Origin of the sequence: Zhongshania aliphaticivorans, assembly GCF_902705875.1 — a bacterium.
Taxonomy (GTDB): Bacteria; Pseudomonadota; Gammaproteobacteria; order Pseudomonadales; family Spongiibacteraceae; genus Spongiibacter; species Spongiibacter aliphaticivorans_A.
This window is the reverse complement of sequence record NZ_CACSIK010000001.1, coordinates 1,582,069-1,601,976: the sequence shown is the minus strand read 5'-3', so window position 1 is coordinate 1,601,976 and position 19,908 is coordinate 1,582,069. Positions and strand designations below refer to the sequence as shown.

The window sequence follows — 19,908 nt, the reverse complement described above, 5'->3', positions numbered from 1 at the left end:
TAGCCCTTGCGCCTCATGATCTACCTCGATGCAAACGAATACGTGGGTCAATCAGTCCGTAACTAATATCAACCAACACCACCACCAACACTAAAAATGCGCCATAAAACACGGTGGTTCCCATAATAACTGTGTAATCAAGTTGCTGAACTGCCTGAACAAAATACCGCCCCAAACCCGGAATGGCAAAAATCAACTCAACAACAAAGCCCCCCGTGGTTATTGCTGCAATGGTTGGCCCTAATTCAGTTACCACCGGCAGCACCGCATTACGAAGCTGATGATGCCAGAATAATTGCCAACCACTTACCCCTTTTGCCTTAGCCGCAATATTATAATCAGCACTGAGCACCTCAAGCATGGAGGCACGCATAATCCGGCTCAAATACGCCATAGTACCCAGACCCAGCACCAATGCTGGCACCCATATCTGACTAACACTTCCCCACCCAGCCACAGGCAACAAGGTTTTACCGGCAGCGCTATTCATGGCAACAATCACCAGCTGTGCCAAACCTGCTATCACAAAGCCAGGAACGGATATTGCGGCAATAACCGCAATCATAACAAGCCGGTCAGGCCATTGATTACGAAAATAAGCAGCGACCGACCCCGCCGCAATACCGCCGACTAGGGCAATTAACACTGCCGCAATACCGAGGATGGCAGAAATCGGAAAATGCTCTCGGATAATGTCATTCACCTTGCGATTTTCTTGCGTAAACGAAATGCCAAAATCGCCATGAAGCATATTGCTCATGAAAAGCTGGTACTGCTCAAACAAGGGCTTATCCAAACCATAGCGCGCTTCTAGTTGTGCACGCACGGCAGGCGACATGGCCTTCTCTTGGGTAAGTGGATCACCCGGCACGGCATGCATAGCAAAAAACGTTGCGGTAGCAATAAACCAAATTGTAATGACACCAGACAAGAGCCTTCTGGCTATAAAACTCACCATAACTACTGCTCAATCCATGCGTAACGAAAGATGGGGTCACCACCAAAAATTGAGCGCCGCACGCCTTTTAAACGGGGGTTTTGGACATATAAAGCCCCATTTTCGTAGGTAGGCAGTATCGGCACATCCTCCACTACAATACGCTGGATCTGCGCCATAGCATTAAAACGCGTGCGAGCATCATTACTTGTTTGGGCCAAACGAATCCAGCGGTCGTAGAGCGGATTATCATAGCGACCACGGTTGTTATCGTTCCAAGAAGCAAATAAGTCGGCAAAAGTCATAATATCGTCATAGTCTGGCCCCCAAGCTGCGGCCACAATATCGAATTCACCTCGACGCATTTTTTCTATTCGCTGTTTAAAGACCTGCTGATCGATACGTAATTCTAGCCCCAAACCCTTTTGGAATAGATATTGATAATATTCGGCTTCTTGTAATGCTCTTGGGCTATCCCCCACCAATAACACCAGAGGGGAAATTTCTTTTAAACCAAGCTCAGCTTTAGCTTGAGCCAAATATTTTCGTGCAGCGGCAATATCTGGATCTACCCGCATGACCGGGTACTCTTCCCTGAACGAAGACTTCACCCCCTTTACCGTGACTGGAAACAAGGAATATGCGGGTTTAATTCCCGGTAAACCAATAATTTTATTAACCAGTAAACTTGGATCAATTAAGCGCTGCACTGCTTTGCGGAATGAACGATTCGCAGTAATGCGCCCTTCACGAAAATTAAACTCTAAAAAAAACAAGGACCCAGTGTGAAAGTATTCAATGTCAAAACCACGATTCACCGCTTCGTTAAGCAATCCCGTATCCAGTGGGGCAATCGCGATTTGTTGATCGCGAAACAAATTAAATTGCGCCCCTGGGTCAGCAGTGATGTAAGGCATATCGATCTCATTGATCTTAATAATATCTGCCTGCCAGTAATTCGAATTTTTTCGTAGCCTTAAATGTGCACCATGCACCCACTTATCTAATACATAAGCGCCATTTACCATTAATTTATCGCTATCCGCAGCGTAACGCCCCCCCCAATGGTCAACAACATCTTCTCGCATCGGTAAAAACGTCATGAACGCCGCCAAGCTCAAAAAATAAGGACACGGCTGCCCAAACTCAACCCGTAACTCATAATCAGATACCGCAACTACGCCCAATTCCGTTACCGGCATATCGCCGTTATTAACGGCTTCGGCATTTTTAATTGGATAAAAAATAAAGGAGTATTGGGAGGCTGTACTGGGCTTTAGAGCATGCCGCCATGCAAACACAAAGTCATGAGCGGTAACTGGTTTGCCATCACTCCAGCGCGCGGATTTCCTAAGCCAAAAACTGGCGCCGTTGTCATCCAAATGCCAGCGCTCGGCCACACCGGCAACTAAGTCTCCATTTGGGCCATAAGCAAGCAAGCCTTCCATTAAATGCGCTAACACAAAGCTGGCGATAGTATCTGTCGCAACCGCACTGTTTAACGTGGGCGGCTCCGTCGCAAGAGCAAGCGTAACCTTGTTATTGATCGCATCAACTGCCTGTGCGTGCAACTGCGCAGCAAAGCAAATAGAGATGAAAAAAATCAGGAGATTACTTAAAGATCGCACAGTCGACCTATACCACCGCAAAGAGGATTTCCCTATATTCACTGCTACAATACGCCCCCCGGCAATGCTGAAATCACACTTATCATGGCAAAAACTGTACACCCAAACCCCTATTTCATTGACACCGCCAATATCGATTGGGGCACCGATGGCGTCCCGCGAGCCGGTAATTACGGCGACATCTACTTTAGCCAAGAAAGCGGCATACAGGAAAGCCGCCATGTCTTTTTAACTCACAACAAACTGGCCGAACGCTGGCGAGCTCTGGACCCAGCAACAAATGGCACATTCACCATTTTTGAAACCGGTTTCGGCACCGGTTTAAATTTTCTAATTACTTGGCAACTATGGCAATCACTAGCACCTTCTAGCTGGCAGCTGCACTATATATCTGTAGAAAAACACCCTTTGCTACCAAGAGATCTACAGCGCGCCCATGCTTCATGGCCAGAACTTCAACACTTAGCCGATATACTACAGTACAACTATCCGCCGCGCTTACCCGGCCAGCATCGTAGAATGTTGAATAATGCACAAATACGGTTAGATTTACTGTTTGGCGATGCACTTGAGTGCCTGCCGGCACTCCTCGACTCACCCACTAAAACCAATCCAAACTCGGTTTACCAAGCTAACGAGCGCAAACCCTGTGTAGACGCGTGGTTTCTCGACGGTTTTTCTCCTGCCAGCAATCCAGACATGTGGCATGACACTTTATTCAGCTGCATGGGGGCATTAAGCAAAAATGGAACCAGTTTCGCAACATTTACCGCCGCAGGATTTGTAAAACGTGGCCTGCGTGCTCAAGGCTTCCAAATAGAAAAAGTAGCGGGGTTTGGCCGTAAACGAGAAATGTTGCGCGGCGAATTTACGCAAATAGCGGCGATTGACGCCCCTACACCAACCCCTGTTGCGGTGCCTTGGCATCGCCCCTCAGCACAATCACCCAGCAATAATGCCATTATCATAGGCGCGGGATTGGCCGGTTCAAGTACAGCAAGAGCATTAGCAGAGCGCGGCATTAACGTCACAGTTATAGACCGCAACACGCCAGCCAGTGGCGCATCGGGTAATCCTCAGGGTGTACTTTACACCAAGTTATCACCGTCTCCTGGTGATCTAAACAACTTCACACTGGCCAGTTTTTTATTTTCGCTGCCCTATTACCGTGACCGGCTTGAATCCGGCGACATTGAAGGTGATCTGTGCGGAGTATTACAGCTAGCCAAGTCAGAAAAAGAGATCGCCCAATATGAGGCGCTAAAAAAGCAATTAAACAAGCAAGAATGGCTGCAGTTTGTATCTGGGAGCACACTCAAGGAAATCAGCGGGCTGCCCTTATCTGGCAGTGGCTATTTTTATCCTAACGCTGGCTGGTTATCACCAAAAAGTGTTTGCGATGCAGACCTTAACCATAAAAATATTAATCTCATTCAACATTGTGAGGCTGTAACACTGAAACAGGCTCCCCAGCCAAACCAGCATTGGCAAGTACTTGATGCAAAGGGTGAGATTATTGTATCTGGCGATATCCTTGTTGTTGCCAACAGCAATGATGCGCGCCAATTTCAACAAACAAAACACTTACCCATCAAACCCATACGGGGACAAATAAGTTATGTTGATGAATCCAGTTTACTGAACACACCTACATGTGTCATTTGCCACGAAGGTTATCTTGCACCCCCTAATAATGGGAGCTTAGGCTTTGGCGCGACGTTTAAATTACATGACAACAGCACTCGAATTAATCAGCAAGACCACGAAGATAACATCACCCAACTTCAAGACATGTCATCAAAGCTACTCAAAAAGAATGCGATAATCAAAGGTGGCCGAGCATCACTCCGTTGCAGCAGCTCTGACTATTTACCCATTGCTGGTGCCGCCCCCATTTATGGGGACTTTGCTAAACAATACGCAGGCCTAAGAAAGGACGCCAGAGCCGTTATTGACACGCCAGCCTGCAACCACCCCAATTTATATATCAATGTTGGCCACGGTTCACGTGGTTTAACATCAACACCATTGTGCGCAGAACTACTTGCGAGCTATATTTGTGGAGAAATTCGTCCCTTGCCCCGTCGTTTATGTGAAAGTTTGTCGCCCGCGCGTTTTTTAATTCGCAAACTTAGTCGGAATCAAAATATCGATGAATGATAAGCCTTTAGCATTGCCAAAAACACAACTTAGCTACGGTGACAGCCTCATTCATCACACCGTAAAAATGACGCAATATGCTTGCGCGATACTTTTCACGGTTTTTATCATGCCCACGAATAGCCTTGCGGAAAGCGGCTATCAGCTAGTAGCTAGCTACCCCCACCAAAAAACGCTATTCACTCAAGGCTTAGAGTTGTATCAAGGCAAACTTTATGAGAGTAGCGGCTTATATGGCCACTCAAAAATCATCGCGCGTAAATTTCCACCTTCACCCACAGATTCTATAAAAGGCGCAGCACTTCCCGCCAATATATTCGCCGAAGGAATTACCCAATATCGCGGCAAACTATACATGTTGTCGTGGCGCTCGGGACGAGGCCTTATTATTGACCCTCAACATTTTAAAGTACTAGAAACCTTCTCATACCACGGTGAAGGATGGGGACTATGCGCTAGCGTCAGCGAAGGACGAGCTGATCACTTTGTGATGAGTAACGGAAGTAGTCAGCTTCAATGGCTAGCGCCAAACACCATGACGCCAATCAATACCTTGGTCGTCACCGAAAATGGCAAGGCGGTCGATAAATTAAATGAACTTGAATGCCTTGGCGACTATGTGATTGCAAACCAATGGCACACCAACAACCTACTCATCATTAATGGCCGAAACGGTAACGTCCTTAAGAAGCTAGACCTAAGTGCCCTAAAAGACGACGTATCGAAAACCACCCAACTGTCTTCGGAAGCAGTGCTCAATGGAGTGGCTTATGATGCCCATGATGATAGCTGGCTCGTTACCGGCAAGCTGTGGCCGACTCTATTTCGGATTAAATTTACCCTGCCACCACTGGAGCCATCATTATGATGGCGCCACATCACCATTTTAGACCACCACCAATACAGAAAGTCTGAACGATGGCGCTAATGCAATTACAAGCCACAGGCCATAGAATACCCACAATAGCTATTTTTTTTCCAAATATACGGAACCTGTATGACTCAAGTCGACACCAGCGTTAATAACACCATCAATCCAAGCCCATTCCCTAGTTTTGAACTACTCAGCAACGAAGACGTACCCGCATTGGGTGTGAATATTGCTGAATATCGCCACACTCAAACCGGTGCCAGCCACTATCATATTGCCAGCGACAATCCAGAAAATGTGTTCTTGGTCGCCTTACGCACAGTCCCTAAAGATTCAACAGGCGTCGCTCATATCTTAGAGCACACCGCACTTTGTGGTAGTGAGAAATACCCGGTTCGCGACCCATTTTTTATGATGATTCGCCGTTCTTTAAACAGCTTTATGAACGCATTTACTAGCTCGGACTGGACCGCCTATCCCTTCGCAAGCAGTAACCGCAAGGATTTTGAAAATTTACTGCAGGTATACCTAGACGCGGTATTTTTCTCCCGCCTGCACCCGCTCGATTTTGCCCAAGAAGGCCACCGCTTGGAATTTAAAGACTCCGCTGACGCAAATTCTGATTTAGAATTTAAAGGCGTGGTTTTTAATGAAATGAAAGGGGCTATGAGTTCGGTTCCCAGCCAACTCTGGCACACACTATGCAAATACCTGTTTCCTAGTACAACCTATCATTACAATAGTGGCGGTGACCCAGAGGCGATACCTGACCTCAGTTACGAACAACTCAAATCGTTCTATAAAAGCCATTATCATCCCAGTAATGCTATTTTCATGACCTTTGGCGATATTCCCGCCGCAGAACATCAAGCACGCTTTGAAGAATTAGCACTTCATCGTTTTGAAGCGCTCGCAACACACATCGCCGTGGGTGATGAAAAACGCTACCACGCCCCAATTAAAGTCCAAGAAAGCTACCCTTTGCCCCCATCAGAAGAAACTGACAACAAAACCCACATCGTGGTCGCTTGGTTAATGGGAAAAAGCACGGAGCTAGAAACCCAGCTAGAAGCTCAATTATTGGCGGGCGTGCTGCTAGATAATAGTGCCAGCCCCCTCCTACACGCACTAGAAACATCGAGTCTTGGCAGCGCACCTTCTCCCATGTGTGGTCTTGAAGACTCTATGCGTGAAATGGTTTTTGCCTGTGGTATAGAAGGCAGTAATGTCGGAAGTACAGATAAAGTAGAGACGTTGATTTTAGACACCTTAAGTAAGGTCGCACAAAATGGCATCCCTAAAGCCGATGTCGACGCAGTTCTTCATCAGCTTGAGCTTCGTCAACGCGAAATAGGTGGCGATGGCTACCCTTACGGCCTGCAATTAATTCTTACTGCTTTAGGTAGTGCAACACATCGTGGTAATCCAATAGAGCTGCTTAATTTAGACCCTGCGCTCAATGCAATCAGAACCAAAACTGAAAGCCCTGAATACATTAAACAACTTGCCCAGAACCTGCTGGATAACCCACATCGCGTCACCTTGGTGATGAGCCCAGACCAACAGATTCAAACTCGCATCGAACAGGCTGAAAAAGCACGATTAGACGCAGCAAAAGAGCAACTAACTGACGAACAAAAACAGCAAATCATTAACCAAGCTGCGGCGTTAGCTGAGCGCCAAACGATGGAGGAAGACGAATCCATACTGCCTAAAGTGACACTGCAGGATGTCCCACTCGATACTCCGGCACTACTATCTGATAGCGCCCATTTTGGCTCACTTCCCTATACAGCTTACGGTAGAGGGACAAACGGCTTGGTATACCAACAACTACTTGTTAGCCTGCCAGAGTTAACGGATCATGAACGTCAACTTCTCTCCATCTACACCCTGGTTATCACTGAACTCGGCCTTGGCGACCACAGTTACCTCCAGGTACAAGCGCGTCAATCACAAGTATGTGGTGGCATTAGCGCTTACACCACCATGCGTGGTAGCACCGACAATGAACAAGAAATCCAAGCCTATTTAGTCCTGTCATCAAAAGCGCTACTTCGCAATGCCAGTGAACAAGCCCAACTAATGAGAGATACCTTTGAGAAGCTACGCTTTGACGAACATGAGCGTTTGAAGGAGCTCATCGCTCAACTCAAGGGTCGACGCGAATCTGCCGTAACAGGAAATGGTCACGGCCTTGCAATGAGTGCTGCCAGTGCAAATATGAGCCCTGTCGCTAAGGTAAATGAAGAGCTGGGTGGTTTGCTCAGCATACGTAAGGTAAAGCAACTCGCTAAAGAAATAGACAATAAAGCATCATTGGCCGCTCTTGCCGATGAGCTCGCCGTCATTCATAAAAAAATGCTGTCGAGTAATAAGCAACTTTTAATTATTGCAGAAGAGCATCAGCTCACCGAGCTCAAAACAGAAACTGGTGCCATTTGGCAAGATTTTAATGCTAGCCCTGCCAGCGCATTTTCCCTTCCGTCGCTACGCACAGTAAACAAAGCATTTTGGCTTGCTAATTCTCAGGTCAATTTCTGTGCTAAAGCCTACCCTACTGTCCCCTCCGGCCACCCCGACGCCCCTGTGTTGACGGTGTTGGCGGTTTATTTGCGAAATGGGTTTTTACACCGCGCGATACGGGAACAAGGTGGTGCCTATGGCGGCGGTGCCTCTCAAGACTCCAATATAGCGGCGTTCCGCTTTTATTCCTATCGCGACCCGCGCTTACAAGAGACCTTAAATGATTTTGATGAGTCAATCCGCTGGATGCTTGACTCACCCGTGTCAGCTCAGGGCTTAGAAGAGGCAATATTAGGTGTAGTGAGCAGTATCGACAAACCAGGCTCACCGGCAGGGGAAGCAAAACAAGACTACCACAGTAATATTTTTGGCCGCACACTGGTTGAACGTCGCCAATTTAGGCAACGTGTTCTGGCAGTGTCTGCAGAAGATCTATTACGAGTATGTGAGCACTATTTTAGTAATGTAGAGCCCAGTGTTGCCATTGTCAGCAATGAAGCTAAGGCTGAGTTACTTAGTGAATGGATTGCACAAGAGGGATTAACAATACAACGCTTGTAAAGCTCCTATGTATGAGGGACTAATAAATTCAATTATTAGCCCCTCATACGCCGCTTTAAATTAGCGATTATCTACCAATACTTTCTATTTCGCGCTTGCATTGGCCGCTGCCTGTAATGCATCAGAGCGAATTATGTTATAAGCACGCTTTTGATCTTTATCAAGCAAGGCATAAAAGTTACGCTGCGTATTTAACAGCGCCGCTGTATGAGCCGCTGAAAGACGGCCAGCTTCCCGGCTTAATCGACTGACATCATTATCAGCTAATCTCGCTAAGTTTACCCGGCGAATACTATCTTGTACCGCTACCAGCCCCTCACGTATCGTAACCGCTTCTTTGCTATAATTGGCAAGTATGCCTTTAATCCTTTCCTGTTGATTATTGGTCAACTTTAGCTTCTCGGTAAGAACTTCTAAACGAGCTCCTCCAAAAGCGGCATTATCTGCAAAAACAGGGCTAGCTGTAAAACCACCCAACACCGCACTCAATAACACAATAAAGCTAAATTTCTTCATTTCTCCCTCGCTAGGCTTAAAACACATATATGATTCAAACATGATAATCACAAAAAGTGCAAATTGCACAGACTGGCGAAAGCCATCTCATTACACGCCTCACTGAAAAAAGGTCTTAACCCACACAACTATCTACACCAAACGCATATTAGAGCAAGCCTCTAATATGATCGAAGGTAAAACCCTTATACTGAAAATAGCGCAAACACTTAGCACGTAGCTTGGCATCCGACATATCTTGATCGCTAAACTTTTTGGAAAATAATTGTTGTGCCACGTCAAACCAGTCTACGGATAAATCGGAAAAAGCCTCTTCCACAATATCTTCTGTAACTCCGCGCTGACGTAATTCAGCGCGAATATATTGAGGACCATAGCCGGCATTCACTCGTAAACGCAGAAATGAATCCGTAAACCGCGAATCAGATTGCAAGCCATCAACAATTAATTCATCCAAAACGGATGCTATATCTTCATTCCCAGGAAATTTTTGCTGTAGTTTTTTTTGCAATTCACACCTTGAGTATTCACGCCGAGCAAGAAAATCCATTGCCTTTAATCTTATATTTTTCCTAGGGTTACTCAAAAGTGTGCTCCACGTCACAAAAATACCTATAAACCCCGCTAAACCTACTACTTTCCTTAACCCGGCTTCGGCAACTACTTATTTCATTCAATCTGTGTAAATAGCAAAGTAAGCACCAAGGCCGAGAGGGAAACCTGCGATGTTCGACCTACTACTTTAATCACGGAGAATGCATCATGTTAAACAAAATCACTAGCAAACTAAACAACTTCAAAAAAGACGAAAGCGGTGCCAGCGCGATTGAGTACGCAGTAATGGCTGCCCTATTAGTTGTCATTATTGTTTTCGGTATTGGCTTACTTGGTAGCGGAGAAGATAGCGGTAAAGGTATAGACCAAGCCTTTAAAGATATTGCGGACACTCTTGTAGAACCAGCCGCAGGTGGCTAAGTAGAAACCAACACAATGTGCTCACTCCCCTTATTACTTATTATTGGGTATATCGATTGGCGAAACCGTCGAATACCCAATAACTGGGTAGTAATTTTATTTGGATGGGCGGTATTTTATACCGCCCTTTCTCCGGAGATAAACTTAAAATTAATCGGGCTCAATTTAGTCATTGGTTTAGCACTCACCCTACCCGGATACGTAAAAGGAATTGTTGGTGCAGGTGACGTAAAACTTATGATAGCCATTTCACCACTATGGCAACCAACGCAATTACTTTGGGTATTTTCTTTGGGAATTATTAGTTTGTTATTTTTAATGTCATTACAACATTATATTTTAAAGATGCCATTAATAAAAACGTACTACCCAGACTCTCAAACTTCCAACACAGCTTTTCATAGGGGCGTACCGTTGGGAAGCGCAATAGCAATCGGCGCGACATTAGTCACTCTTTTAAAAATTTAAATTAACACCAAGAAGGTTTGCATGGAGCATCACAATGGTAAAGCCTAGTTTTTATCGCTCAATAAAGCAGCGGCAAAAAGGTGCCGTTGCTATCGAGTTTGTCTTTATATTTCCCGTATTATTCATTATTTGCTACGCCATTATTGTTTACGCGCTAGCATTCTTGTTAATTCAAAACTTCACTTACTCAAGTGAAGAAGTACTTCGCTCGGCACTCTTTTGCAACGATTGCGAAACACCTGAAGACTGGGAGTTCGAAATCAATGCCATCGCGACCGCGCGCATTAAAAAAGACAATACCAATGGTCTTCTCATTTACGCCCCAGAGTCTCTAAGCTGGACCTACGACTGCCGAAACGCATCAGCCTCTGAAGAGGGAGCACCCGAGTTGACTGGCATCCTCTGTGAAATAGCCATCAGCGCCGAACCACTAATCGACGGAATTAGTATGCCGGGATTTGGAAAATTACCCTCACTCCCTGAACAGCTCACCGGCGGAGCAAGCTTACTATTTTAACATTATCCAGCCTTTTTACCACGCCAACTGAGGCGCATGTACAAGCCGAGATCGGAATACGTAACAGTCACAATAGAATCACTATGACACACAGACTAGTATTTATTCAAAGACAGCGGTAATCAATAAACCCACTATTTATTGACCTTTTTAGGGACACGACTATGCAAGCAAGGACATTAAAAATTATCGCAGCGCTGCTCATTATCAGCGCCGTTTTCATGGGGATCATTGGTTATAAGATTAGCCAGGAGGATTCTGCAAAAATACGGGCTGCCAAGCAAATACAGCCCCAGAACACTGAGCAGACCAACTTTTCATATGCACAAAAGCTAATCATTGCTAACCGCAGTATGGACAAGGGCGAAATTATCACTACAGAAGATATCCAACTTATCCCCTACCCCTTACTGGTTGAAGGCAGCTATACAAAAGCTGACGACATCATCAATAAAAAACTGGAATCTAAAGTTGCAGTTGGTGCAGTCATTCGCGCCAACAATTTTGAGAAGCAAAGTGCACTAGCACCTTATATCAACCCTGGATACAGAGCGTTATCAATAAAGGTAAATGAAGTTTCAAGTGCCGGTGGTTTTTTAAAAGCCGGAGATCAAGTTGATGTGATTTTTTCGATGCAAGCATCAAAAGAAACCTACAACAAAAGCATGTCACGGCGGCTGCTTAAAAATGTTCGTCTTATCGCTTTCGGTACTGACATCGAAAGCGAGGACAAAAATATAGTCGTCAGTGATGATAAAAAGAAACCTTCTTCCAAAACCATTAAAGAATCAGGAAAAAGTAGCCGCTCAGCCGTTCTCGAGATCGCCCTAGATGACATTCCGGTACTAACGCTTGCTGAAGAGCGGGGGGAGCTTCGTCTAGTCGCACTGGGAGAATTAGACATCGAAGAGGCAGCATCTGATGCCGACTTGATTGATCCGGAATTAGGCGCCCAAAAACATATGAGCGACGCCGACAGAACCGCGTTCATTCGTGATGTTACTGGATTAAAACCACCAGTAGCTCCTAGATCCGTCTATGTATACAGCGGCGATTCAGTCGAAACCATCAAGGTACGCAACTAATGAAAACGAGCGAAATCACAAGCAATAAAGGAGTATCCCACATGAAGAAAGGATTTATATTCAGCTTGCTACTTGCGCTCGTTAGTGTGGCACAAGCAAGTCCATACAAAACCTTACGCATGACATCCGGTGAGCAGCAAGCCCTTACCACTCAATACAGTGTTAAGCGCAGTGCTATTGGTAATCCGGCTATAGCAAGCCTTAAAGTACTCAACTCTAAACAATTTTTAATTACGGCAAAACAAACTGGCTCAACCCAGCTCTTATTGTGGCAAGGTAGTAGTGAGCCAACCACCTTTAAAATTGATGTCGTCCCAGAGATAGCTGGCTCTAGTACCGCTGGCGTCGCTATAGACGCGGCAGGCAATACCGTTGTTCTACAAGGTAAAACCCAGTCCCTTAGCCAACACGACCAATTAATTAGTGCGGCAGGTGATAAAGCGATAGACAACACTGTTCAAGAAGGTGCTGTCCAGGTTCAAACCGATATCCAAATCGTTGAATACAGCCGCTCGCAATTAAAACAAATTGGCACCGCCCTCGCCTATGCCGGCGGCGACACCGGACTGGCAATGGGCTCTTCAAGTTTAATATCTAGTATATCTGGCATCTTTGGTGACCTGGATACGTTGATGGGCGGCCTGGTGAGCGCAAGTGATTCGTCTTCGATTCTAATAGGCCACTCAGGTAAAAACTTTAGCGCTGCCGTTAATGCATTACAGCAAAATGGCTACGCTTATACGCTAGCAGAGCCATCACTTGTCAGCCTCTCTGGTCAAACGGCAAGCTTTTTAGCCGGCGGTGAGTTTCCTTATCCAGTCTCAGCACAAGATGGACAAGTACAAATTGAATTTAAAGAATTTGGCGTACGATTGCGTTTAACTCCCACAATACTCAGTCAAAACAGCATTATGCTAAAAGTCGCCCCAGAGGTTAGCGATTTAGATTTCTCTAATGGCGTAGAAAGTGGTGGAGTAGCGGTACCCGCACTACGAGTTCGTCGCACAGACACCACGATTCAAATGGCACCAGGTGAAAGTTTTATCATCAGTGGCCTAGTGAGCCGCAACACCTACAACAACGCAGATAAGATTCCTGGCTTGGGTGACATACCTATACTGGGCGCCCTATTTCGCTCTACCCGTTTTGAACAAGACGACAAAGAGTTAGTGATGATCGTTACTCCACACTTGGTTAAACCTCTTGCTAAAAATACCGAAATCAAAGAATTACCTGGCGATATTTACCAAGACTATACGCCATCATTTACCAGCATGTTATTCGGTGACCCCCAGAAGGGTGACACCCCTACTAAATCAGCAACACCTTCTGCTGGCGTTGGCTTTTCTAACTAATTATTAGGCATTCCGCTATGAGACTCATTGAACGCAGAGCACCAGATAACCAAAAAGCACCAACTGATGATTATGAAAAGTTAAAATCAGACATGCATAAATTTGTTATCGATAGAATTGAAGATGACAAAATTATTTATGACGACAACCAGAAAAAATTGGAAGAAGCCATTTCAGCGTATATACGACAGTACTGCCGTATATACGAAGCGACGATTGACCGTGAAACATTTAAGTCATTAGAAAAACATTTGCTGAATGAAATTGTTGGGTTCGGTCCTTTACAAAGCTTGCTAGACGATCCCGGCATCAATGACATCCTCATTAATGGCCCTAGAAATATTTACATTGAACGCGCAGGCGTACTCGAAAAAGCGGATATGCGTTTTCTCGATAACCGCCATGTATTGCGGGTCATTAGAAGAATGATTTCACCCTTGGGCCGTCGTATTGATGAATCTAGCCCTATTGTTGATGGGCGGTTAGAAGATGGTAGTCGTATTAACGCTATTGTTCCTCCCCTAGCTTTAGATGGTCCTTGCCTTTCTATTCGTAAATTTCGTAAAGATCCATTAACGGCACAGGAATTAATCGCCTCAGGTTCAGTAACAGAAGAGGTTCTTAATTACCTAACCAATGCCGTAGAAAGTAGAACGAATGTTCTCATCAGTGGCGCTACAGGCTCAGGTAAAACCACTTTGCTCAATATTCTTAGCCAATATATTCCGACCACAGAGCGTATTGTCACCATTGAAGATGCTGCAGAACTTCGCCTACGCAATGATCACGTGGTTCGCCTAGAAACTCGCCCAGAAAACAACGAAGGTGTCGGTGAAATAACGGCGCGGGAACTAGTTAAAAATGCCCTACGTATGCGGCCTGACCGTATTATTGTGGGTGAAAGCCGTGGTGGAGAAATTCTAGACGTGCTTCAAGCCATGAATACGGGACACAACGGCTCAATGAGTACCGTCCACGCCAACTCCGCACGAGACGCCATCACTCGCTTAGAAATGATGGTTGGTATTTCCGGATTCAAAGGTAGCGGTGAACTAATTCTTAAAATGATTGGTAGTGCCTTGGATCTAATCGTTCACATTGGTAGAAAACCTGATGGTCGGCGCTGTGTTCTACAAATTTCTGAACTTCATGTCATTAATAATGAATTAACCCTGAAAGATATTTTTATCTACGACGAAGGGAGTCGACAGGTTGTCCGCGTAGATGGTGCGAAGACCGCTACCCGATCTCCTGATTTGGCGCATATCTGAAGCTAGGGAGATTTGCTATGTTATGGATTGCACTCGCATTATTATTAGTCGGACTCACTTTTGTTGTTTTGATGATCATCAATAGCGAAACCGAAGAACCAACACCGGAAGATGAAATCATACCGGAAACTGGCCCCAAGCTACCCGCAGCCATAGAGAACTATCTTGGCAGAAACGGTGTTGAACTGCCGCCGGCAATCGTTTACGCCGGTATTGCCATTACCGCAATTGGGGTTGCACTAAGCTTGCTTATTTTACCCCTTAAAATTGGTGTATTGGCAGCAGTGGGCTGTATTTTCATTGCCTTTTCAATGGTGAAAATAATTGGCGCGCAACGGCGAGCTAAAATGTTAAATCAACTACCCTCATTCGTTAATCAAGTTACTCGACGCTTATCAGCTGGTATCTCAGTAGAAAATGCCTTTGCAGATTCTGTTGAAACCTTAGAGCGCCCGCTGGGAACAGTTATGAGGCGAGTCGTACGCCGCGTTCATTATGGATACGACCTGCATCAAGCATTCGAGCGAGAAGCTCGTGTTAATAAGCTTAATGAATTTGATGTTTTGGCCACGGCCCTTCGTATAAACGAACAATATGGCGGTAGTATTCGCTCTATTCTTGACGACATTGTCGACATTCTCCGCATGCAAGACTCGGGCAAACGCGAGCTAAGTGCAATGACAGGGGAAACTCGCGTGACAGCAGCTATTTTAGCAGCATTACCTCCAGGAATTGCTGCCTATACATTCTACAACAACCCAAGATTCCTTACAGATATGTGGAACAGCACCGGTGGCCAACAAACACTCATCGCAGCACTCATCATGCAGATACTAGGTGTCGTAGTGTTATGGCGCATGATTAAATCGATAGGAGCATAAGGGGAATAACATGGAAGCACATCATCTATATTATGTTATTGGCGCCGTTATTCTCTGTACTGCACCAGTATTATTGTTAGCACTTGCACATGTAGAAACGAGCTCATCAGATAAAGGGGGTGATGAATTCGAATTTAACTCCAAAGATATGTGGCGGCAATTGCGTGAAGAAAACACTCATATTGCGTCTTTATCTCAATTATTACGACGTGCAGGCTTGATTAATTCAGAACAACAGGTGAATGCGATCTCAATCACCCTTGTGGCTGTAGCCACTATCGCTATTTGCCTTGGTATATATACATATTTTAATAGTAGCCCTGCTACCACCATACTATTAGTCATCACATTAGGTTTTGTGTTACTGATTTATTTGGCTTATTTCTTTTTAAAGAAAATTGCAGAAGATCGCCAAGAACGACTAAACCAAGAAACATTAATATTAGTGCAAACCACAAGGATGCTTTGGCGCGTGGGTTTATCTCTTCCAAAAACACTGGCTATTATTTGCGACCAACTTCGTAATCTAGCCCCCACATGCTCGCAAGAATTACAGCTCGCGGTTAACAAAATTGAATCTGGACAAAGTCAGGAAGAAGCATTGTATGAACTGATTGGCTGCACCAATGCAGAAGGCTTTAAAGAGTACCTAATCGTTGTACGTCAGCAAGCCATAACCGGTGGCAGCATCGACAAAGCATTAGATGAACTTTACAAACTTTTACAGAATCGCAGAAAGCTAGACCTTCAAGAGCAAGTTAACAAAATGTCAGGAAAAATGTCCCTTGTGATGATGGTTTTTCTTTTCCCTGCATTATTAATTGTGGTGGCAGGCCCCGCACTTGTATCAATTTCGACAGCGCTAGGAAATTTAGGCAACTAAGGAAGGGATAATTTAATCATGAATAAATTATTGATCACTATATTTTGTGTTTCGACTATTATTTTGAGTGGCTGTGCCAATACGGCTACCACCAAAACCGCAAGTAGAGATAATTGCGATGTGCCAGCCAGTAAAGAAGAAAGCATCACGCTTGATTTAATTGAACAGCAAATTGCAGAGAAGCAATACTATTCTGCACTAGCTTATCTTGAAAAAGCACAAAACAACTCTCCTCGCGTGTTACGCCTGCGTGCTGAAGCGCAACGTAATACGGGTCTACTCGATGAGGCTTATGCTAGTTATCGAAACTTAAGCCTAAGCTGTATGGCTGCATACGGTCACGCCGGCATGGCTAAAATATTAGCCACTCGTGGCGACATCCCTCAAGCCCATCAGCAAATGCTGAAAGCAAGACGAATCGCCCCAGGTAATGCCGATATACGCAACGATTACGGCTTTATATTATTAGCACACAAAAAATTCAAAGCTGCGCAACGAGAGTTTATGACCGCGCTGCAATTACAACCAGGTCACCCCGTCGCTATAAGAAACATGGTTATGAGCCTTATTTTAGATGGCGACAGTCGTACTGCACTACGCATGGCAAAAAATAACGACATCTCTACAGAGGAATTTAAACAGTTACTTAGCCAAGCAAATGCCTTTAAACAACCCACCATCGCTGGTAGCAACATAGCTAGACAAGGAGCACCACTATGAAAGCGTTAAAAGCAGCTTATTTTATCTTAGGCGCAACACTATCTGTTTCTGCTATGGCTGAACCAGATGTTATTTACACGCAAAACCCAACGCCAAAAACAACAACACATAGCTTGCTCGAAATGCAGCGTTCTGGAAAAAATGCCAGCACAGACGAGCAATATCTTAGCGGTAAAGTGAGCACTAAAATCTATAACCGTTATGTGGAAAGTTTTGCACATAGTATTCCAGAACGTTTTAGCTCAGATTCATTCACGGAAGAGTAACGACCATGAAAACACAGCGATTAATGAATAATCATTCTTTTCATTCCCAACGCGGCGTAACTACGATTCTCGCCGTTTTAATGATGTTAAGTTTATTTACCTTTCTCGCTGTGGTGACAGACACAGGTCGTTTGTATCTTGAAAAGCGGTCGCTACAAAAAAATGCTGATTTAGCTGCGATGGAAACCGCTTTACGGTATTGTCGCAGTGAAATTACTGCTGACGATATCCTTTCCTTTAATATTGGCGATATGTTAGCTCCCGGAGAAGTTCTTTCCCCAGAACGTAATAATTTTCCGGGTGACAGTACAAACAGTACATTTACAGCGATACCAGGTGAAGGCACTGTCGAAGTTATCTTAACTTATAATGTTCCGACTTCATTGTTTGGACAATTACTAAGTGATGAGAATGTGGACCTAAGTGCTAGAGCTACAGCTGTAGCTTGCGAGCCCATTGCAGCTTTTAGTGTTGGTACGAGACTAGCTAGTCTAGGTGCGGGTGAATCCATTGTAGGCAGTCTGCTCAGCGGTGTTGGTCTAGACCTCGGCCTAGACCTTATGGATTACAATGGCTTGGTTGGCGCAACTATAACGCCAAGCGGTCTTTTACAAGCATTAGGCATTCCTGTTTCTGCCGATCTGAGCATAGCGGATTTCAATAATTTACTGATTGTTAGAGCGGTAAGCCTTGGCGAGATATTAGATGCAACAGCAACTCTAGTCGGTCAAGATAGTCTGCTTAATCTCAACCTTGATTTGTTATCTAGCTTAGAACGAGAAATGGATGTCACCCTCCCTGATATCCAGCTTGGCTCTGACGAATTTAGCTCGGGACTCTTCGCCTCCATTACCTCTCCAGCAAGCTCTGCATTAGATGTTAAAGTGGATGCCATGGGGCTCGTAAGTACTGCGATAGGTATTGCAACCTCAAGCCGAGCAATTGATGTTGACCTTGCTTTACTCCCAGGTGGACTAGGGAGCTTATTGGGCACCGATATTAGTGCAAAAGTAGGCATTATCGAACCACCTTCTATTGCCATTGGTGGAATTGGAACCACAGCATATTCCTCACAGACTAGGGTATTCGCCCATATCGAAGTCAGCACTAATGACCTGTTAGGCGGTGCACTAGGAGGCTTGCTCGGAAGTTTAGCTAGCGTAAATGTAGATATACCTTTGGTGATTGATCTAGCATCAGCATCGGGCACAATCGAAGATATGTGTACCCAGCCCTTAAAAGAACTTGATAACCCGCCAAAATGCCCTGCTGGTGAAGATTGTGCGACTATTGCGGTAGATGCACAAATTGCCAAAATTTGTGTAGGTGACATTGATCCAAACACCATTTTCTCTACTAGTGCGAGCTGCGATGTAGGCCTGACCTCCAAAAGTCTTTTAAGTGTTGAGTTACTTGGATCCTCATTAATTGGCCTCGACACAAGCTTAGCAATCGACCCCCTTGAAACTACAGGCCAAGATGATCTAGCAGAGCAGCAAATGATGGTCTTAGATGGAAATATCGACCTAGGTACCACTGTGCAGGACCTTACAGACGCATTATTGGCAGCACTACTTGGACAAACACTAAACTCTAACCCCACAATGAATAGCAGCGATCGCACTCAGATCGCCACAGAAATATGGGAAGATTTGAACGGAGATAGCTGCGGAAGTGGGTATAGTGGTAGTACATGCCGCGGGCAAAAACTTGAGGAGGCTCAAGATTTAATTAGTGATACATCCGATGGTTTACAAGGATTTGTTGCTGATGCACTTCTGAATCCGGTGGTCGGCTTGCTAGATTCAGTACTAACTTTAAATGTAGGCGGTATCTTAGGGAGTGTTGGAGATTTAGTTGTCGGGCTTCTAGGTGGTGTAGGAGACTTATTAAGTGGAATTTTAGTTGGAAATCCATGTACCGGCGGTGGTGTTGTGGGAAGTTTATTTGGAAACAATGGCAGTAGCACCGGATGTATTGATGAGCTTGCAGATGCACTGGACACCCCCTCAGGGCAAACGCAATCTAACGCTCTCGTATTTCTAACAGGTTTGCTATTGGAGGTTCTCCGCCCTGTTTTGGACGCTGTTGGAAATAACCTTCTAATGCCTTTATTGGACAATTTACTTGGCTTACAGCTGGGGCAAACTGAGGTCAACCTACTTGGTTTAAATTGTGACGGCCATTCAAAGCTTATTAAGTAAGCTCTGATTACCTCCTATTTACACGTCTTAAACATCACTGACCTAAGGTATATTCATTAGGTCAGTGATTGGATTGATCTCTAT

General features: G+C 45.0%; 18 protein-coding genes. 14 read left to right on the top strand and 4 right to left on the bottom strand.

Annotation, left to right across the window (positions count from 1 at the left end; all coding sequences use genetic code 11):
- Nucleotides 1-13: 13 nt before the first annotated feature.
- On the bottom strand, nt 14-958 hold the full coding sequence (locus AELLOGFF_RS07270) for an ABC transporter permease (protein ID WP_159268089.1): 945 nt from the start codon (nt 956-958) through the stop codon (nt 14-16).
- Nucleotides 959-960: 2 nt separating this feature from the next.
- Nucleotides 961-2,586 carry a peptide ABC transporter substrate-binding protein gene (locus AELLOGFF_RS07265; RefSeq protein WP_159268087.1) on the bottom strand — a complete coding sequence of 542 codons (1,626 nt, stop codon included), beginning with the start codon at nt 2,584-2,586 and terminating at the stop codon, nt 961-963.
- 63 nt (nt 2,587-2,649) lie between these two features.
- Here AELLOGFF_RS07265 and mnmC point away from each other — a divergent pair, with 63 nt between their 5' ends.
- The 3 genes from mnmC (at nt 2,650) to AELLOGFF_RS07250 (ending at nt 8,683) form a co-directional block, all read left to right on the top strand.
- Complete coding sequence (mnmC, locus tag AELLOGFF_RS07260; protein WP_159268085.1) at nt 2,650-4,725, top strand: bifunctional tRNA (5-methylaminomethyl-2-thiouridine)(34)-methyltransferase MnmD/FAD-dependent 5-carboxymethylaminomethyl-2-thiouridine(34) oxidoreductase MnmC; 2,076 nt, start codon at nt 2,650-2,652, stop codon at nt 4,723-4,725.
- Nucleotides 4,718-5,593 (top strand): glutaminyl-peptide cyclotransferase, encoded by an 876-nt coding sequence (locus AELLOGFF_RS07255; RefSeq protein WP_159268083.1) that lies wholly within the window; start codon nt 4,718-4,720, stop codon nt 5,591-5,593. Before mnmC ends, AELLOGFF_RS07255 begins: the two co-directional genes overlap by 8 nt.
- Nucleotides 5,594-5,722: 129 nt before the next feature.
- Entirely contained in the window at nt 5,723-8,683 is a 2,961-nt protein-coding gene (locus tag AELLOGFF_RS07250; RefSeq protein ID WP_159268080.1) for an insulinase family protein, read from the top strand.
- 84 nt (nt 8,684-8,767) lie between these two features.
- Here the strand turns inward: AELLOGFF_RS07250 and AELLOGFF_RS07245 are convergent, their stop codons facing one another.
- Both AELLOGFF_RS07245 and AELLOGFF_RS07240 read right to left on the bottom strand, forming a co-directional pair.
- On the bottom strand, nt 8,768-9,199 hold the full coding sequence (locus AELLOGFF_RS07245; protein ID WP_159268078.1) for a Spy/CpxP family protein refolding chaperone: 432 nt from the start codon (nt 9,197-9,199) through the stop codon (nt 8,768-8,770).
- 148 nt (nt 9,200-9,347) lie between these two features.
- The gene (locus AELLOGFF_RS07240) at nt 9,348-9,749 is read right to left on the bottom strand and encodes a regulatory protein RecX (RefSeq protein WP_419183922.1); all 402 of its coding nucleotides are present in this window, start codon (nt 9,747-9,749) and stop codon (nt 9,348-9,350) included.
- A gap of 212 nt (nt 9,750-9,961) precedes the next feature.
- Between AELLOGFF_RS07240 and AELLOGFF_RS07235 the strand changes: the two genes are divergently transcribed.
- The 11 genes from AELLOGFF_RS07235 to AELLOGFF_RS07185 all read left to right on the top strand — a co-directional run bounded on the left by AELLOGFF_RS07235 (nt 9,962) and on the right by AELLOGFF_RS07185 (nt 19,824).
- Nucleotides 9,962-10,174 (top strand): Flp family type IVb pilin, encoded by a 213-nt coding sequence (locus AELLOGFF_RS07235; RefSeq protein ID WP_200842619.1) that lies wholly within the window; start codon nt 9,962-9,964, stop codon nt 10,172-10,174.
- A 15-nt stretch (nt 10,175-10,189) separates the two neighbouring features.
- On the top strand, nt 10,190-10,642 hold the full coding sequence (locus tag AELLOGFF_RS07230; protein WP_159268074.1) for an A24 family peptidase: 453 nt from the start codon (nt 10,190-10,192) through the stop codon (nt 10,640-10,642).
- Nucleotides 10,643-10,676: 34 nt separating this feature from the next.
- Complete coding sequence (locus AELLOGFF_RS07225) at nt 10,677-11,159, top strand: TadE/TadG family type IV pilus assembly protein (protein WP_159268072.1); 483 nt, start codon at nt 10,677-10,679, stop codon at nt 11,157-11,159.
- Nucleotides 11,160-11,323: 164 nt separating this feature from the next.
- The gene (gene cpaB / locus AELLOGFF_RS07220; protein ID WP_159268070.1) at nt 11,324-12,244 is read left to right on the top strand and encodes a Flp pilus assembly protein CpaB; all 921 of its coding nucleotides are present in this window, start codon (nt 11,324-11,326) and stop codon (nt 12,242-12,244) included.
- Nucleotides 12,245-12,285: 41 nt separating this feature from the next.
- Complete coding sequence (locus AELLOGFF_RS07215; protein WP_159268068.1) at nt 12,286-13,599, top strand: type II and III secretion system protein family protein; 1,314 nt, start codon at nt 12,286-12,288, stop codon at nt 13,597-13,599.
- A 17-nt stretch (nt 13,600-13,616) separates the two neighbouring features.
- Nucleotides 13,617-14,870, top strand: coding sequence for a CpaF family protein (locus AELLOGFF_RS07210; RefSeq protein ID WP_159268066.1), 1,254 nt, complete (start codon nt 13,617-13,619; stop codon nt 14,868-14,870).
- A gap of 17 nt (nt 14,871-14,887) precedes the next feature.
- Nucleotides 14,888-15,751, top strand: a complete 864-nt coding sequence (locus AELLOGFF_RS07205; RefSeq protein ID WP_159268064.1) for a type II secretion system F family protein — start codon at nt 14,888-14,890, stop codon at nt 15,749-15,751.
- Between the two features lie 10 nt (nt 15,752-15,761).
- A complete protein-coding gene (locus tag AELLOGFF_RS07200; protein WP_159268062.1) occupies nt 15,762-16,634 on the top strand; it encodes a type II secretion system F family protein in 873 nt (290 codons plus the stop codon).
- 18 nt (nt 16,635-16,652) lie between these two features.
- Nucleotides 16,653-17,354 (top strand): hypothetical protein, encoded by a 702-nt coding sequence (locus tag AELLOGFF_RS07195; protein ID WP_159268060.1) that lies wholly within the window; start codon nt 16,653-16,655, stop codon nt 17,352-17,354.
- Nucleotides 17,351-17,620, top strand: coding sequence for a DUF3613 domain-containing protein (locus AELLOGFF_RS07190; RefSeq protein ID WP_159268058.1), 270 nt, complete (start codon nt 17,351-17,353; stop codon nt 17,618-17,620). The genes AELLOGFF_RS07195 and AELLOGFF_RS07190 overlap by 4 nt, the downstream gene beginning before the upstream one ends.
- Before the next feature lie 5 nt (nt 17,621-17,625).
- On the top strand, nt 17,626-19,824 hold the full coding sequence (locus AELLOGFF_RS07185) for a pilus assembly protein TadG-related protein (RefSeq protein WP_159268056.1): 2,199 nt from the start codon (nt 17,626-17,628) through the stop codon (nt 19,822-19,824).
- Nucleotides 19,825-19,908 lie beyond the last annotated feature (84 nt).